A 15,089-nucleotide genomic window follows, 5' to 3' on the forward strand; every position below is an offset into this window, starting at 1 on the left:
GTTTAACGGCGGTCGTCCGGGCGGTCAACGCCGCGCGGTCATCGAGACCATATTGTCGCCGCCGCCATTGGCGGTCGAAAAGAACCGCTTGATGTTGCGTGCCGCCTGCCGGATCCGGTGCTCGTTCTCCACCAGCGCGATACGCACATGCTCGTCGCCATACTCGCCGAAGCCGATACCCGGGGCCACCGCAACATCGGCCTTCTCGATCAACAGCTTGGAAAACTCCAGCGATCCCATGTGCTTGAATGGCTCCGGGATCGGCGCCCAGGCAAACATCGTAGCCGGCGGCGGCGGTACGTCCCAGCCGGCTTTGCCGAAGCTTTCAACCAGCACGTCGCGCCGGCGTTTGTAGATCGAGCGGACTTCCTTGATGTCGGCGCCGTCACCATTGAGTGCCGAGGTCGCCGCCACCTGGATCGGCGTGAAAGCGCCGTAATCAAGATAGGATTTCACCCGCGTCAGCGCCGAAATCAGCCGCTCGTTGCCAACGGCAAAGCCCATCCGCCAACCGGGCATGGAGAAGGTCTTCGACATCGACGTGAACTCGACACAAATATCCATCGCGCCGGGTACCTGCAGCACCGATGGCGGCGGGTTGCCGTCAAAATAGATTTCCGAATAGGCAAGGTCGGAAAGCACAATGATGTCGTGCTTCTTGGCGAACGCGATGACCTCCTTGTAGAAATCAAGCGTCGCCACATAACTGGTGGGATTGGACGGGTAATTCAGGATCAGCGCCAGCGGCTTAGGGATCGAATGTCGGACCGAGCGCTCCAGCGGGCCGAAAAAACTGTCGTCCGGCACCACATCGAGCGAACGGATAACGCCGCCGGACATGATGAAGCCAAATGCATGAATCGGATAGGTCGGGTTCGGGCACAGGATCACATCGCCCGGCGCGGTGATGGCCTGCGCCATATTGGCAAACCCCTCTTTCGAGCCAAGCGTGGCGACTACCTGGGTTTCCGGATCAAGTTTGACGCCGAACCGCCGCTGATAATAACCAGCTTGGGCACGCCTCAAACCGGGGATGCCCCGCGAGGTCGAATAACGATGGGTGCGGGGATCCTGAACGGCTTCACACAGCTTGTCGACAATGGCCTTCGGAGTGGGAAGATCGGGGTTGCCCATCCCCAGATCGATAATATCCGCGCCCCCTGCCCGTGCCGAGGCCTTGAGGCGATTGACCTGTTCGAACACATAGGGCGGGAGTCTGCGAACTTTGTGAAATTCTTCCATGGAATTCCCCGGAGTTGACGGCTGTTAGTGGATTTCGTGTCAGGGGTTTGCGGCCAAACCGGGCCAAAGGCAAGATCTGACGGCGAACTTTATTTGCCCGTGGACGCACGCTGCGTCATCCGTCTCCCCGGCAACAAGTTGGTCCAAACTGCGCAGCTACGCTTTAACGCGCGGCTTATTGCTCGATCTCGCGCTGGGTGTCTGCCGCATGGTTTTTGGCCAGGTCCCTGAGTTCCTTGAGCCGTGCCTCATATTCAGCGCGCCCATCCGGCGTCTGAGCCCGTTCCCGCAACAGCTTGGCCATTTCCGCTTCGGCAGCACTTTTCTCCGTAGCCGACAATTGACTGTTTGCCGCCGTCTGCTTGCGACCAATCACCGGATACTCGCCGGTTCGGCGGGCGCCGGATTCAACAAACTCTTCGGTCGCCACAGGTGTTGTTTTTTCGATCGGAATCACCGATTTGAAGCCGGGGTTGCGTCGTATGATTGTGGAAGCGGGGGCGTCGTCATCCGCCTTTGCCACGGTCTGAGGCACGGGCGGCGTGGCTTGGGCATCAGCCGTCCCTGTATCAGGGGTGTCCGTTTGAGCGCTGACGGTCGCAAGATTGCTTGGCACAGTCTTCGGGGCAGCATCCTCCAGCGATGCGGTTTGACACCCCGAAAGTACAAGCACCATGAGCGCACCCAGCGCCGGCAGGACATTCTGTGGTATATTCACGTGTATAATGGTCTCCACCTGATGGCGGTCATGACAGGAACAAAAAAAGTCCGTATCAAGAATAAACTGATGCTTGGCGTTGTTAGGTCCATGCTGGTTAACAACACGCCAATCAAGCCGATTTAAGGCACAAGCCGACCCGAAATCAAGTTTCGGACCCGCACAGGAGGCACCAGAATGGCCGATAAGGGCAAGAATACCACAAGTGGCACGCAGGCCGGCTCCGAAACGTCGTCTGTGGGGGCTTATGTGGTCAAGGACCCTGAGGCCTTCGCCCGCAATGTCGCCAGGATGCTCGAAGAGCTCGGTAAGGCCGCCTCGGCCTGGGTCGAGCCGCGTGAAAAGGGTGAGGTCTCCGACACCGTCTCCGAGCCGATGGCGGACATGGTCAAGACCTTCTCCAAGGTCGGCGAATACTGGTTGTCCGATCCCAAGCGCGCCATCGAGGCTCAGACTTCACTGCTGACCGGTTATTTCGGCATGTGGAGCGAATCCCTCCGCCGCATGTCAGGTGAAGATGAGACGCCGCGCGCAAAGTCGGCTGACAAGCGTTTTTCAGATCCCGATTGGGAAGACAATCCGTTCTTCGAATTCATCAAGAACGCCTATTTCATCACCTCGGACTGGGCCAACAAGCTGGTTAGCGAGAGCGAAGGACTGGACGAACACACCCGTCACAAGGCCGAATTCTACATCCGCCAGATCACCAGCGCGCTGTCGCCGGCCAATTTCCTGCTCACCAATCCCGAACTCTACAAGGAGACGGTCGCCTCCAACGGAGAAAATCTGGTTCGCGGCATGCACATGCTCGCCGAGGATATCGTCGCCGGCAAGGGTGAACTCAAGATTCGGCAATCGGATGCCTCGAAGTTCGTCGTTGGCGAAAATATTGCTCTGTCGGAAGGCAAGGTGGTCGCTCAGGACGACGTCTGCCAGATCATCCAGTACGCCCCCCTGACCGAAAATGTTCTCAAGCGGCCGCTGCTGATCGTGCCGCCGTGGATCAACAAGTTCTATATTCTCGACCTCAACCCGAAAAAATCCTTCATCAAATGGGCCACTGAGCAGGGGCATACCGTTTTCGTGATTTCCTGGGTCAACCCGGATGAGCGCCATGCCAAGAAGGATTGGGAAGCTTATTCGCGTGAAGGCATCTCGTTTGCGCTTGATACCATCGAGAAAGCCACCGGCGAGCGCGAGGTCAATGCTATCGGCTACTGCGTCGGCGGTACCTTGCTGGCCGCCACTCTGGCGCTGCACGCCCAGGAGAAAGACAGTCGCATCGCCACGGCGACCTTTTTCACCACCCAGACCGATTTCACCCATGCCGGTGATCTCAAGGTGTTTGTCGACGAGGACCAGATAGCATCTATCGAAACGGCGATGGAAAAGAGCGGCTATCTCGACGGGTCGAAAATGGCCACAGCTTTCAATATGCTGCGCGCCTCCGATCTGATCTGGCCCTATGTCGTCAACAACTACCTCAAGGGCAAGGATCCGATGCCCTTCGACCTGCTTTACTGGAACGCAGATGCAACGCGAATGCCGGCGGCCAACCACTCCTTTTATCTGCGTAATTGCTACCTAGAGAACAACCTTTCGCAAGGCCGGATGAAACTTGCCGGCAAGACCCTTGATCTCTCCAAGGTCAAGATCCCGGTCTATAACCTTGCAGCCAAGGAAGATCATATCGCCCCTGCCCGCTCGGCCTATATCGGCGGCAAGCTGCTCGGTGGCGACGTTACCTATGTGATGTCGGGATCGGGACACATTGCCGGTGTCGTCAATCCACCCGCAGCCGGAAAATACCAGTTCTGGAGCGATGGCCCCAAGAATGCGGAATTTGACGATTGGGTTGCCGGCGCCAAGGAGACACCAGGTTCCTGGTGGCCACACTGGCATGCATGGATCCGGTCCCAATCCGACGAGGAAGTGCCGGCGCGCAAGCCCGGCGGAACCAAGCTCAAGCCGATCGAGGATGCGCCGGGCTCCTATGTGCGGGTTCGCGTCTGAGGCCTGACGCGTTTTTTCTCTCCCTCAGAGCGCATAACGGCGCGCGCACCTGGTTTGCCACGGGTGGCGATCCCTGTTATGCGCCCGGCGATGCAATTTGACCCGCCCCTGATCCGCGCCCGGCTTGTCCGCCGTTACAAGCGGTTCCTGTTCGACGCCGAACTCGACAATGGCGAAGCGATCACCGGATCGTGCCCCAATACGGGCTCTATGTTGGGGCTGACCGCACCGGGCTCACGGATCTACCTGACCGAGCACATCGGCAGCACGACGCGCAAATACCGCCATGCGCTGGAACTCGTCGAAGCCGACGGCACGCTTGTCGGCATCAATACCGGCCGACCAAACCGGCTGGTCGAGGATGCAATAAAGGAGGGGCTGCTGGGAACGCTTGGCGACTACGCGGTGCTGAAACGCGAGCAGAAATACGGGATCAATTCACGCATCGACATGCTGCTGGACGATCCGGTGCGCGGCAAAGCCTATGTCGAAGTCAAGAATGTCCATTTTTGCCGCCAACCCGGTCTCGCCGAATTCCCCGACTCGGTCACCAGCCGCGGCGCCAAACATCTCGAGGAGCTTGGCGACATGGCGGAGGCTGGACACCGCGCGATTATGGTCTATCTGATACAGCGCTCGGATGTGGACCGGCTCAGGCTGTGCCGCGACCTTGATAAGACCTATGCCACGGCCTTTGACCGAGCCATGAAGCGCGGGGTTGAAGCTTGCGCCATACGGTGCAAGATCACACCGGAGCAAATTCGCGCTGAGTTCGTTGTCCCCGTTGAGGAATCCGGATTAAACAGCGTATCATGAACCCCTGCCGGCGCAGCCCGGGCAGATGAGACAAAGCGAGCCTGCCATGGTTACCTATATCGACGCGACGTCGGCCCCGATGAAAAACACTGGTCAGATCCGGCTTTACGGCCCCGAAGGCTTCGAGGGCATGCGCAAAGCCAGCCAGTTGACGGCACGGTGTCTGGACGAACTGGTGTCACGCGTCGCTCCTGGCGTCACCACCAACGAGATCGATCGTTTCGTGTTCGAATTCGGCCAGGATCACGGCGCGCTGCCGGCAACGCTGAACTATCGCGGCTACACCAAATCCTGCTGCACCTCGATCAACCATGTCGTCTGTCACGGCATCCCTAACGACAAGCCGCTGCGCGAGGGCGACGTCGTCAACATCGACGTCACTTATGTGCTCGACGGCTGGCACGGCGATTCAAGCCGCATGTACCCGGTTGGCCAGATCAAGCGCGCCGCCGAGAGGCTCTTGGAAATCACCCATAAATCGCTGATGCTCGGCATTGAGGCGGTCAAGCCCGGCGTCCGTACAGGCGCCATTGGCGAAGCCATCCAGACCTATGCCGAAGCCGAACGCTGCTCGGTGGTGCGCGATTTCTGCGGTCACGGCTTGGGGCAAATGTTCCACGACGCACCAAATATCCTGCACTACGGTCGTGCCAATGAAGGCCCGGAGATACGTGCAGGCATGCTCTTCACCATCGAGCCGATGATCAATCTCGGTCGCCCGCATGTCAAAGTGCTGTCCGATGGCTGGACCGCGGTCACCCGCGACCGTTCGCTGTCGGCGCAATACGAGCACACCATCGGCGTCACCGAAACCGGCTGCGAGATCTTCACCCTGTCTCCGGGCGGATTTGACCGGCCTGGCCTGCCCGCATGACATCGCCTCGTCGACCAGGTCTGAGTAAAAAGGGCCTGAGCGACGAGGGCACCGATGACGCGCCCGCAGATGAACGGGCCTGGTTCGCAGAAACACGGCCGGCTAGAGCCAGAGGCCACGCCATCGCCGATGGCGACGTTCCTGCCCCCCAGGCTCCGGAAGAACATTACCATGGTCACCGCAACCGCTTGCGGCTGCGGTTTCGTGAAAGCGGCGACCGGGCGTTGGCAGATTACGAACTGCTCGAGTTGCTGCTTTTCCGGTTAATCCCGCGCCGTGATACCAAACCGATCGCCAAGGCATTGCTCGCCCGGTTTGGATCACTATCCGAAGTTCTCGGCGCACCGACCCAATTGCTGACCGAGGTCAAGGGCGTAGGCGACAGTGTCGCCACCGATCTCAAGCTGGTTGCCGCCATTGCCATCGCATGCTCAAGAGCGACCTCAAGGGACGTCAGGTGCTGGCATCCTGGTCATCGGTCATCGAGTATTGCCGGGCGGCGATGGCGTTCGAGGAGCGCGAACAGTTCCGAGTGTTGTTTCTCGACAAGAAGAACGCGCTGATCGCCGACGAGGTGCAGCAGACCGGAACCGTGGATCATACCCCGGTCTACCCCCGCGAGGTGGTGAAGCGAGCGCTGGAACTGTCCGCCACCGCGATCATCCTGGTCCACAACCACCCTTCGGGCGATCCGACGCCCTCGCGCGCCGACATCGAAATGACCAAGCTGATCATCGACACGGCCCGCCCACTCGGCATCACTGTTCATGACCACATCATCATCGGCAAGAACGGCCACGCCAGTCTCAAGGGCCTGAAGCTTATTTAGCGTGTTGCATCAAGTTCCGCCTCGGCGACAAGATTGTTCCGTCCATAAATTGAATCCGGCTCGCAATTACCTTGCGGGCCTGCAATATTTACAATAGATTAGTCAGAGTAATATGGAAATATTTGACGCTGATTTAATGTTTATACGAAATCTTCACAGTTAAATAGAAAACAACAGAACACATAACCTAAGGTTGAGCGATATGCCAAATAATAAAAACATCTCCCGCCGCGACGCAATTGTTAGAGCATCTACGGTGTTGGGAATGGCAATTCTTCCATCCGCCGCACTTGCGCAAAATGATCAGGCATCGGTCGATGCGTTTTATCGCGGCCAGAAATACACCTATTGCGACGCCAAAGTACTGGCACACTTCTGGGGAACCGACGAATGGAGCGCCAAGATCGGTGCTGGCGAAATGCTGCTGCAACGCCAGGAGAAAGACCTCAAGGACAAGCTCAGGAATGCTGCAACTCGTTGGTCACAGGACGGTAATTCCTGCGGGTTCGAAGACATGGACAACCCGGTCTACAGCTATGATGATGCTGCGGCCCTGGCAGCTTATTGGGGTGGCGGCATGACTCCCTACGACGCCAAGATGAAGATCGTCCTCAACGTCGAGGGCGGCGGCAACCACTGGGTTGTCAGCGAATTGGCAAAGGCTCGATAGAGCTCACCGCCACAAAGGCAATCGCCAACAATGTCTGCCATTCACTGGAAAGTTGGCTATGAGGTCGAATTGCTAGCCCCTCAGGGGGCCAGCAGGAAAGATCTGGCCTTGCGCCTGGCCGAACGCGCCGGTGGTGGAACCGTTGCGCCCGTGTTTGTACCGCAGGCGGAACTGGTTCATACCGACAGCATTCAGGTGTTCGAGAACCTGACCCTTGGCTACGACGCCTTTGACGCCTCCGGTTCGTTGATTGCCCGCTGCGCCGACGACATGACGTTGCAGGCTGATCTCGACAGGTCGGCACCGCCCAAACCGGGATGGTATCGCATCGTCGGCGACGATGCCCGTATCCTGCGGTTGATCAAGCGTCATTCTGATCCGAACGCCTCGCTCGATACCGTGTTATTGCCCAGCGCCGCGCTTTTTGGGGTCGATCTTCAGCAGTTCGACAATGGCATGGTTCGTCTCGCCGACGGTCATGCCTCGATCGCTATGGCAACCCACCTGCCCGGCGAACGCGAGCGGCCCTGCGAAATCATCACTCCGCCGATCAGTTCTGACCACCACGAGCGCCTTGCGGCCTTGCTTGGTCCGGCCGCCGATATGGGATTCACAATCCCTGCCGAGGCTGCATTGCACGTCCATTTTGATGCGGCCCCGCTGTGCTCCACCGCCAGTTTCGCGAGGCTCGTGTTGATTTTCGACCGCTTCGGCGACCAGCTGAAAGCCCTGCTTGGAACCAATCCCCACTGCACCCGCCTGGGCAAATGGCCCGCCGAATTGATGGATCTGATCGAAACCCCCGAATTTGCAAGTTTGAGCTGGGATGATGCCCGTCTTCAGCTAGGTCAGCTGAAACTGACAAAATATGTCGATTTCAATATCATCAACATGGTCCATGCCACGGATAAGAAGCACACATTTGAAGTTCGGATCCTGCCCGTCGAATTCGATGTCGGCAACGTTATCAGGTCAACCGCGCTGTTGGAGGGACTGCTGCACGCAGCCCTTGATCCTGGAATCGACGCACGCAAGATCAAGACGAGCACGCTTGGTCAATTAGTCGAGCGATTGCCGCTGGAGCCTGAAACCAAGCAACACTGGCTTGGCAAGATCGCCAGCCAGCCAATGCCAACTCTCAGTTCCTGACAAGTCCGCAAGTCCCAAGTCAGACGCACGTACCGCCAGCGCGCGCCATAGAGCGCCGACGAGAGATTCCCAGCTCACAAGGGCGGCTTGCTTACCCTTCCTTGCGCGAATGTCCTCCGGTGCTGCTCCTAACCGCAAAATGGGCGTCCCAAACGGGCCGGAATCAAAGACGCCGGAGCAATGCCCCGGCGTTCTGTAATTAATCGAACAGTGCCTTATTCGGCAGCTGTATCGTCTTTCTTGGCAGCTTTCTTCTTGGCCGGAGCCTTCTTCTTGGCCGCAGGCTTGTCCGAGGCCTCGGCCTCGTCGTCAGCCATCAACTCTTCCTTGGTCACGCTCTTGTCCGTCACGTCGATGACGGTGAGCATATGATCAATGGTCTTTTCTTCAAAGATCGGAGCCCGCAGCGAAGCAACGGCGCCAGGAGTCTTCTGGAAATATTCGTAGATTTCCTTTTCCTGGCCGGGGAACTTCCGGACCTGCTCGAACAGCGAGCGCTGCAGTTCCTCGTCGCTGACCTGAATGTTGGCCTCTTCACCGATCTTCGACAGAACCAGACCCAGACGAACGCGGCGTTCGGCGAGCTTGCGGTAGTCTTCGCGCGCAGCTTCTTCCGTGGTGTCTTCGTCTTCGAAGGTCTTGCCGTTATCACTCAGTTCCTGATTGATCTGACGCCAGATGCTTTCGAACTCGGCATCGACCAGCTTCGACGGCGAATCGAACTTGTGGGTCTCGTCGAGCTGATCGAGAATCTGCCGCTTCAGCTTCTGGCGGGTAACTTCGCCATACTGACTTTCGATCTGCGAACGAACGATCTCGCGCAACTTGTCAGCCGAATCAAGACCCAGCGTCTTGGCCAGTTCGTCGTTGATTTCCAACTCGCCCGGTGCGGCAATTGCCTTGACCTTGATGTCGAAGGTGGCTTCCTTGCCCGCAAGGTGCGCGGCCTGGTATTCGGCCGGGAACGTGACCGTGATCACCTTCTCGTCGCCAGCCTTGAGGCCGACCAGCTGCTCTTCAAAACCCGGAATGAATCGGTTCGAACCGATCACCAGTTCCGCGTCCTGATCAGCGCCGCCTTCGAAAGGTTCGCCGTCGACCTTGCCAAGGTAATCGATCGTCACCTTGTCGCCATCGGCAGCCTTGCCCTTCTTGGGCTCATAGCTACGGCTGTTTTCGGCAACCCGAAGCACCTGCTCCTCGACTTCCTCGGCCGGAACATCAACAACCTCGCGCACGATCTTGAAGCCGGAAATGTCGGCAAGGTCGAAGGCGGGAATGACTTCATAGGCCATGGTGAATTCGAAGTCCGCCGATCCAGTGAGGATCTCTTCGGCTTCTTTTTCGTCCTCGGTCATGGAGATTTCCGGCTGCGTTGCAGCCTTTTCGCCACGCTCGGCCAGAATCGAAGCCGGCTTTTCCTGGATCATCTCGTTGACCAACTGCGCCATGATCGAACGGCCATAGACCTTCTTGAGATGCGAGATCGGCACCTTGCCCGGCCGAAAGCCGTTGATCTTCATCTTGCCCTTGGCCTCGGCGAGCTTTTCGTTGAGCTGCGCTTCCATGTCCTTGACCGGGACAACTACCTTCAATTCGCGCTTCAGCCCTTCGGCAAGCGTTTCGGTAACCTGCATGTTCAAACCTTCATTTCCTCGCGACTGCGACCGTTCGGGTTGGCCCCGCGACTGGGCCGGTTTTCCGGCGTCGCTTGTGGCATTATTCGTCCTTGGCTCCGGGCCGGCAGGGCCGGCTGAATGCCACTTTGCACTAGCCCTGTCGTCACGCGCCATCTTCAGGCGGCCAGACCGGACTTTAATTGGTGCGGGTAGAGAGACTTGAACTCCCACGCCTTACGGCACCAGAACCTAAATCTGGCGTGTCTACCAATTTCACCATACCCGCTCAGAAGGCCGCAAAACCACGCTCGCGCGAGGGCGACCCTGAACGCGGTCGCTCTATATCACCCGTTTGGCGGCGATCAAAGGGAAAATCGCCTTTCCGGCAAGGGTTTTTGCCCCGATGGACCGCGCGGAGCCTGACCGCCCGGCACCTTATCAATATAATGGCTCCTGATACAGTGTCTCGCCATCGATCATCAGTCGGGCAATCTGCGCTACGCCACGCTTGGAAACCCGGATTGCGGCAGTGGCCCGTCCGGCATTGCGCGCACTCTCGATCTCAAGCCCCTCTCCCTCCGGCACGTAGTAGCGCTCGATTCCGAATTTGAGCGCAAACTGACCCTGGCTGATCTGATTGCCGGCATCCGCAGACAACATGACTGGATCGCTTCTGAGCAAAACCGTGCCCTTACCGGCATCCACCGGCCTTTCAAGGCTGATGGCTGTCACGGTTGCAGCACCGTCCTCGCCAACCGCCAGTGTCAGCCACAGCGGCGCGTAGCGATCTTGCTGCGGCCAGTCACCCGAAAACAGTGCCCGCTCCGGTCGCGAAATTTCATCATATTGCAGACGCACATAATCCCCGCGCATCAGGTCGCGCGGGTCGATCGGCTCGGTCTTGAGGATGATTTCCGTCCCGTCCCTAAGGATCGATGCCCGGCTCTGGATCATCATCGCCAGCGAACCGATCATGAAGACTGCGCACAAAATGCCGGCAATCACCGGATTGAGCGGTCTGCGCAGTGTCGAAGCCAACCCCGTCATGACTGGTCCTTCCCTGTTTGAAACCGTTTTTCGATCTTCATCACCGCCACGGCAATGGCAGCCAGCACCAACCCGCCCAGAAACAGGAAACCGGAACTGCCAAGCAGCGTTCCCAGCGTTTCGCTGACTACATAGAGGACCTCGGCGGCAAAGACGAAATAGGCAAAGCGCCGGATCAGCCGGTTATGCCCGCCAGCAATGGCGAGCACGACGATACTTGCACTCAGGATCAGCGCCGCCAGCGCAAGCTGCACCACAATCCACTCGCCATCATGCTCGATCTGCACCAGCCCGACCCCGCACAGCAACAACACCGCTCCATAGGCCGATACTGCGCCATGCCGAGCGGCAAACCCGGCCAGCGCCGGCGGCAGACGCGAACCGACGGCAAAGGCAGCGAGACCGATTGCTGCCAGCACATAGCCGGGGTTCACATCGGATTTGTCTATGGTGAGCCAGATCATCCAGCAGATCAGCAACAAAGCCACCAGATGCCCTGCCACCACTGAACCCGCCCGCCAGGCCGAAACCGCGATTACGAGGCCAATCGCCAATACTGACAGATGAGCAGTCAAATCGTTGACGCCTCCCGCTCCGAAATCCATCGCACCGGATATGGCGGAAAGATACCCAAACGCCAGCAACCCGGCGCCGACCGCTGCCATTGGCGAGGAGAAGCTCAGCGACATGGCGATCGCGCCCAGTGTCCACAGCAGCATGAACGCGACATCATCACCGCTGAGATGATACATTTGCCCGACAAGCGCGATACCCGCGCCAAAACACAAAAGCGAAAACACCAGAGCCGCTTCGCACACCCATCTGGCGCGTTTGCGTAACGCCATCACCGCCGTCACCAGCCCGGCTCCGATCAGCACGGCCAGCATCAACACCCGCATCGGTCGCGCGATTAGTTCCCAGTTTGCGGCCACCAGCGCAATGACAGCCGCGCCCAGCAAAATCGCGGCCAATACCGCCAGAACGGCTGCAAGGCTGAAGCCGGTGTGACGCCGGTCATGATCAGCCAGCAGCACCGCTCCCTGGCCAGGGGGCAACAAACCCGCTGTCGTCCATTGCTCGATCTCCCGAGCCAGATATCTGCGCAACACGGTCATATCCTGTCTTGTTTCAGCCGTTCACAAAGTACACCAACCCCCGCGCCGTACAATGTAGACTGGCGACATCGATAACCTCGCACATGGCTCCGACGAGGCTTTTCCGGGCGCTGCGACAGACCGGGATCAACCATGGCAGAGCTATGCAAAAATGCATGGCTTCTATGTATTTATTGCACTGCACAAATCGATTAGATATACCTATATCTGGCTCATCGGAACGCCGCGGTGGCGATCCGAAAAACAGCGGTAAATAAGGAGAGAGTCCATGAATTTGATCCGCTCCTACGCCAGCTGGCGGAAGTATCGTGAAACCTGCGTCGAGCTGAACAAGCTGTCCGAACGCGAGTTGAACGACATCGGTATGGCCCGCGGCGACATTCCAGTCGTCGCACGCCGCGCCGTATAACAGAATTAGGAATTCGAAGCGGCGCCCTCCTCCTCCCAATAGCCGCTTCGATGTGACTGACGTTCATCCTCCTCCCGAGCGTCAGTCTCTCCAAATGACGCCCACCGGATCCTCCTCCCCCGGTGGGCGTTATTTTTTGGGCAACACCCCGCACTCTCCCTGTCTGCCTCATTCCATTATCGCTGCGATCATCTGAGCGCTTTCAAAACGGTTCTCGGCCAACGCCTGCACCGTCGCGATTGGTAAAGCGAAACAGCATGTTGTTAACCTGAGTTGCAACAAATGCATGGCGCCTATGCATAATATTGCACTGCACAAATCGAGTTAGCGGTCCTATATCAGGATCATCAAACACGGCGCTGGAACGACCGGCGCGAATTCAAAAGGAACATGACCATGAACATTCGTAACGCTTACAAAAACTGGCGCGACTACCGCAACACCGTCAACGAACTGTCGCGTATGTCTGAGCGCGAACTCAACGACCTGGGCATCTCCCGCGGTGACATCCCGTTCGTTGCACGCCGTCCGGGCAACTAAGAACCGGCAGACCATATGCCCGGTTTCGACCGGCCATTTCAAACGGCGCCCTGGAAACAGGGCGCTGTTTCTATTTGCGGCTGCCGGCATTGAATTGACGCGCGCCCAACGGCATAAAACGCATGGCAAGCAAGCAGGCAACTGCCCAATTTGGCGGCACATTTCAGAACCTATTTTTCCATTAACGAGCTATCCGGGTATTGCATACCTGGCTTGCCAATATTGCGCTGCACAAATGTAGTGCAAGTGCCTATATACGGGGCATCAGATTGACGGCCCCGAGCGGGCCTTTCCCGAGGAGACCGACATGAACATTCTTTCCAAAGCCCGCAGCTGGATGAAAACCCGCCAGACCGCCCACCAGCTTTCCAACCTGTCCAACGAAACCCTGGCCGATATCGGCCTCACACGTTTCGACATCGACAATGTGGCACGCGGCCTGCGCCGTTAATCCAGTCTGTATATGTTTCAAGCGGCGTCCCTCGGGGGCGCCGTTTTTGTTTGTGCCCCATGTGTCGAATCATCTTTGAGCCGGGCTCGGACCCGTGGTAAACGGACGCCATGAGCAAGACAGATAACTCCAGTTCCCCCATTCATGTCATTGGCGGTGGCCTCGCCGGCTCCGAAGCCGCCTGGCAGATCGCCCGCCGCGGCCTTCCGGTAATCCTGCACGAGATGCGGCCAGTGCGCGGCACCGAGGCCCACAAGACCGACAGTCTGGCCGAACTGGTCTGTTCCAATTCCTTCCGCTCCGATGACGCGGAAAACAATGCTGTCGGCGTCATTCACGCCGAGATGCGGATGGCTTCCTCGCTGATCATGGCTTGCGCCGATGCCAATCAGGTGCCCGCCGGCGGCGCGCTGGCCGTCGACCGCGAGGGCTTTGCAAGGGTCGTCACCGAGAAGATCGAAGCCGAACCGCTGATCACCATTGCCCGCGAGGAAGTGTCGGGTCTACCACCTGCCGAATGGGACCAGGCAATCATCGCTACCGGACCGCTGACTGCGCCGGACCTGGCCGAATCGATCCGCGCCGAGACCGGCCAGGATGCGCTCGCCTTCTTCGACGCTATCGCGCCGATCATCCACACCGATTCGATCGACATGTCGGTGTGCTGGTTCCAGTCGCGCTACGACAAGGTCGGCCCCGGCGGCACCGGCAGCGATTACATCAACTGCCCGATGGACAAGGATCAATACGATGCCTTCATCGACGCGCTGATCGCCGGCGACACCACCGGCTTCAAGGAATGGGAAGGCACACCATATTTCGATGGCTGCCTGCCGATCGAGATCATGGCAGAGCGCGGTCGCGAAACCCTGCGCCATGGACCGATGAAGCCGATGGGTCTGACAAACATTCATCAGCCCGACATCAAGGCCTATGCGGTGGTGCAATTGCGCCAGGACAACGCGCTGGGCACGCTTTACAACATGGTCGGATTCCAGACCAAGCTGAAATACGGCGCTCAGGCTGATATCTTCCGGATGATTCCCGGCCTGCAGAACGCTGAATTTGCCCGGCTTGGCGGGCTGCACCGCAATACCTATCTCAATTCACCGCTGCTGCTCGATAGGACACTTCAGCTCAAGACCCGTCCGGGATTGCGTTTTGCCGGGCAGATTACCGGTTGCGAGGGCTATGTCGAAAGCGCAGCGATCGGACTCATCGCCGGCCGCTTCGCCGCTGCCGAACGTCTTGGCGAGAGCCTGCCGCCGCCGCCGCTGACATCCGCCTTCGGGGCGCTGCTCAATCACATCACCGGTGGCCATCTGGTGAGCGACGACGAACCCGGCAAACGATCATTCCAGCCGATGAACGTCAATTTCGGCTTGTTTCCGCCGCTCGATCCCGGCGCAATTGTCCGTCCCGAAGGGGGCGGCCGATTCCGTGGCAAGGACAAGGCCAAGGCCAAGAAGCAGGCAATGGCACGTCGCGCACTGACCGATTGCGCTAAATGGCTGGGCGTCGACCAGGCCAAGATCGCCGCCGAATAGATTGACGTTCCAGCACGGTGCAGCGCTGCGCACTCGGTTACGCTTGAATA

14 protein-coding genes, 1 tRNA gene and 1 pseudogene are annotated in these 15,089 nt (G+C 58.5%); 10 read left to right on the top strand and 6 right to left on the bottom strand.

The features are described from left to right. Positions 1 to 24: 24 nt before the first annotated feature. Both OEG84_RS04805 and OEG84_RS04810 read right to left on the bottom strand, forming a co-directional pair. Positions 25 to 1,242, bottom strand: a complete 1,218-nt coding sequence (locus OEG84_RS04805; protein ID WP_267652675.1) for an LL-diaminopimelate aminotransferase — start codon at positions 1,240 to 1,242, stop codon at positions 25 to 27. Positions 1,243 to 1,417: 175 nt separating this feature from the next. After that, a complete protein-coding gene (locus OEG84_RS04810) occupies positions 1,418 to 1,960 on the bottom strand; it encodes a hypothetical protein (RefSeq protein ID WP_267652676.1) in 543 nt (180 codons plus the stop codon). Positions 1,961 to 2,137: 177 nt separating this feature from the next. Between OEG84_RS04810 and phaC the strand changes: the two genes are divergently transcribed. The 6 genes and pseudogenes from phaC to OEG84_RS04840 all read left to right on the top strand — a co-directional run bounded on the left by phaC (position 2,138) and on the right by OEG84_RS04840 (position 8,311). Continuing rightward, positions 2,138 to 3,973 carry a class I poly(R)-hydroxyalkanoic acid synthase gene (phaC, locus tag OEG84_RS04815; RefSeq protein WP_267652677.1) on the top strand — a complete coding sequence of 612 codons (1,836 nt, stop codon included), beginning with the start codon at positions 2,138 to 2,140 and terminating at the stop codon, positions 3,971 to 3,973. Positions 3,974 to 4,063: 90 nt separating this feature from the next. Further along, on the top strand, positions 4,064 to 4,789 hold the full coding sequence (gene sfsA, locus OEG84_RS04820; RefSeq protein WP_267652678.1) for a DNA/RNA nuclease SfsA: 726 nt from the start codon (positions 4,064 to 4,066) through the stop codon (positions 4,787 to 4,789). A gap of 46 nt (positions 4,790 to 4,835) precedes the next feature. Then, positions 4,836 to 5,663: a type I methionyl aminopeptidase gene (gene map, locus OEG84_RS04825; RefSeq protein WP_267656087.1), complete on the top strand. Its 828-nt coding sequence runs from the start codon at positions 4,836 to 4,838 to the stop codon at positions 5,661 to 5,663. Next, a pseudogene (gene radC, locus OEG84_RS04830) lies at positions 5,660 to 6,492 on the top strand (RadC family protein). The gene map and the pseudogene radC overlap by 4 nt, the downstream one beginning before the upstream one ends. A gap of 265 nt (positions 6,493 to 6,757) precedes the next feature. After that, positions 6,758 to 7,162 carry a hypothetical protein gene (locus tag OEG84_RS04835; protein ID WP_267652679.1) on the top strand — a complete coding sequence of 135 codons (405 nt, stop codon included), beginning with the start codon at positions 6,758 to 6,760 and terminating at the stop codon, positions 7,160 to 7,162. A 30-nt stretch (positions 7,163 to 7,192) separates the two neighbouring features. Then, a complete protein-coding gene (locus tag OEG84_RS04840) occupies positions 7,193 to 8,311 on the top strand; it encodes an amidoligase family protein (protein WP_267652680.1) in 1,119 nt (372 codons plus the stop codon). A gap of 215 nt (positions 8,312 to 8,526) precedes the next feature. Here OEG84_RS04840 and tig read toward each other — a convergent pair whose 3' ends face one another. The 4 genes from tig to OEG84_RS04860 form a co-directional block, all read right to left on the bottom strand. Beyond that, positions 8,527 to 9,948: a trigger factor gene (tig, locus tag OEG84_RS04845; protein WP_267652681.1), complete on the bottom strand. Its 1,422-nt coding sequence runs from the start codon at positions 9,946 to 9,948 to the stop codon at positions 8,527 to 8,529. Between the two features lie 183 nt (positions 9,949 to 10,131). Next, positions 10,132 to 10,216, bottom strand: a tRNA-Leu gene (locus OEG84_RS04850). A gap of 152 nt (positions 10,217 to 10,368) precedes the next feature. Continuing rightward, positions 10,369 to 10,977 carry a GDYXXLXY domain-containing protein gene (locus tag OEG84_RS04855; protein WP_267652682.1) on the bottom strand — a complete coding sequence of 203 codons (609 nt, stop codon included), beginning with the start codon at positions 10,975 to 10,977 and terminating at the stop codon, positions 10,369 to 10,371. Further along, on the bottom strand, positions 10,974 to 12,092 hold the full coding sequence (locus OEG84_RS04860) for a DUF2157 domain-containing protein (protein WP_267652683.1): 1,119 nt from the start codon (positions 12,090 to 12,092) through the stop codon (positions 10,974 to 10,976). Before OEG84_RS04860 ends, OEG84_RS04855 begins: the two co-directional genes overlap by 4 nt. A 268-nt stretch (positions 12,093 to 12,360) precedes the next feature. Between OEG84_RS04860 and OEG84_RS04865 the strand changes: the two genes are divergently transcribed. The 4 genes from OEG84_RS04865 to trmFO all read left to right on the top strand — a co-directional run bounded on the left by OEG84_RS04865 (position 12,361) and on the right by trmFO (position 15,039). Next, entirely contained in the window at positions 12,361 to 12,501 is a 141-nt protein-coding gene (locus OEG84_RS04865) for a DUF1127 domain-containing protein (RefSeq protein WP_267652684.1), read from the top strand. 396 nt (positions 12,502 to 12,897) lie between these two features. Next, positions 12,898 to 13,041 carry a DUF1127 domain-containing protein gene (locus OEG84_RS04870; RefSeq protein WP_267652685.1) on the top strand — a complete coding sequence of 48 codons (144 nt, stop codon included), beginning with the start codon at positions 12,898 to 12,900 and terminating at the stop codon, positions 13,039 to 13,041. A 307-nt stretch (positions 13,042 to 13,348) separates the two neighbouring features. After that, positions 13,349 to 13,492, top strand: a complete 144-nt coding sequence (locus OEG84_RS04875) for a DUF1127 domain-containing protein (RefSeq protein ID WP_267652686.1) — start codon at positions 13,349 to 13,351, stop codon at positions 13,490 to 13,492. Positions 13,493 to 13,602: 110 nt separating this feature from the next. Then, a complete protein-coding gene (gene trmFO / locus OEG84_RS04880; protein ID WP_267652687.1) occupies positions 13,603 to 15,039 on the top strand; it encodes a methylenetetrahydrofolate--tRNA-(uracil(54)-C(5))-methyltransferase (FADH(2)-oxidizing) TrmFO in 1,437 nt (478 codons plus the stop codon). The last annotated feature ends 50 nt before the right edge of the window (positions 15,040 to 15,089 follow it).

Origin of the sequence: Hoeflea algicola, from assembly GCF_026619415.1 — a bacterium.
Lineage (GTDB): Bacteria > Pseudomonadota > Alphaproteobacteria > Rhizobiales > Rhizobiaceae > Hoeflea > Hoeflea algicola.

Bases quoted from the DNA above. Each gene is read 5' to 3' on its own strand.
- OEG84_RS04805 (WP_267652675.1), bottom strand. From the start codon at position 1,242: ATGGAAGAATTTCACAAAGTTCGCAGACTCCCGCCCTATGTGTTCGAA.
- phaC (WP_267652677.1), top strand. From the start codon at position 2,138: ATGGCCGATAAGGGCAAGAATACCACAAGTGGCACGCAGGCCGGCTCC.
- sfsA (WP_267652678.1), top strand. From the start codon at position 4,064: ATGCAATTTGACCCGCCCCTGATCCGCGCCCGGCTTGTCCGCCGTTAC.
- map (WP_267656087.1), top strand. From the start codon at position 4,836: ATGGTTACCTATATCGACGCGACGTCGGCCCCGATGAAAAACACTGGT.
- OEG84_RS04835 (WP_267652679.1), top strand. From the start codon at position 6,758: ATGGCAATTCTTCCATCCGCCGCACTTGCGCAAAATGATCAGGCATCG.
- OEG84_RS04840 (WP_267652680.1), top strand. From the start codon at position 7,193: ATGTCTGCCATTCACTGGAAAGTTGGCTATGAGGTCGAATTGCTAGCC.
- tig (WP_267652681.1), bottom strand. From the start codon at position 9,948: ATGCAGGTTACCGAAACGCTTGCCGAAGGGCTGAAGCGCGAATTGAAG.
- OEG84_RS04855 (WP_267652682.1), bottom strand. From the start codon at position 10,977: ATGACGGGGTTGGCTTCGACACTGCGCAGACCGCTCAATCCGGTGATT.
- OEG84_RS04860 (WP_267652683.1), bottom strand. From the start codon at position 12,092: ATGACCGTGTTGCGCAGATATCTGGCTCGGGAGATCGAGCAATGGACG.
- OEG84_RS04865 (WP_267652684.1), top strand. From the start codon at position 12,361: ATGAATTTGATCCGCTCCTACGCCAGCTGGCGGAAGTATCGTGAAACC.
- OEG84_RS04870 (WP_267652685.1), top strand. From the start codon at position 12,898: ATGAACATTCGTAACGCTTACAAAAACTGGCGCGACTACCGCAACACC.
- OEG84_RS04875 (WP_267652686.1), top strand. From the start codon at position 13,349: ATGAACATTCTTTCCAAAGCCCGCAGCTGGATGAAAACCCGCCAGACC.
- trmFO (WP_267652687.1), top strand. From the start codon at position 13,603: ATGAGCAAGACAGATAACTCCAGTTCCCCCATTCATGTCATTGGCGGT.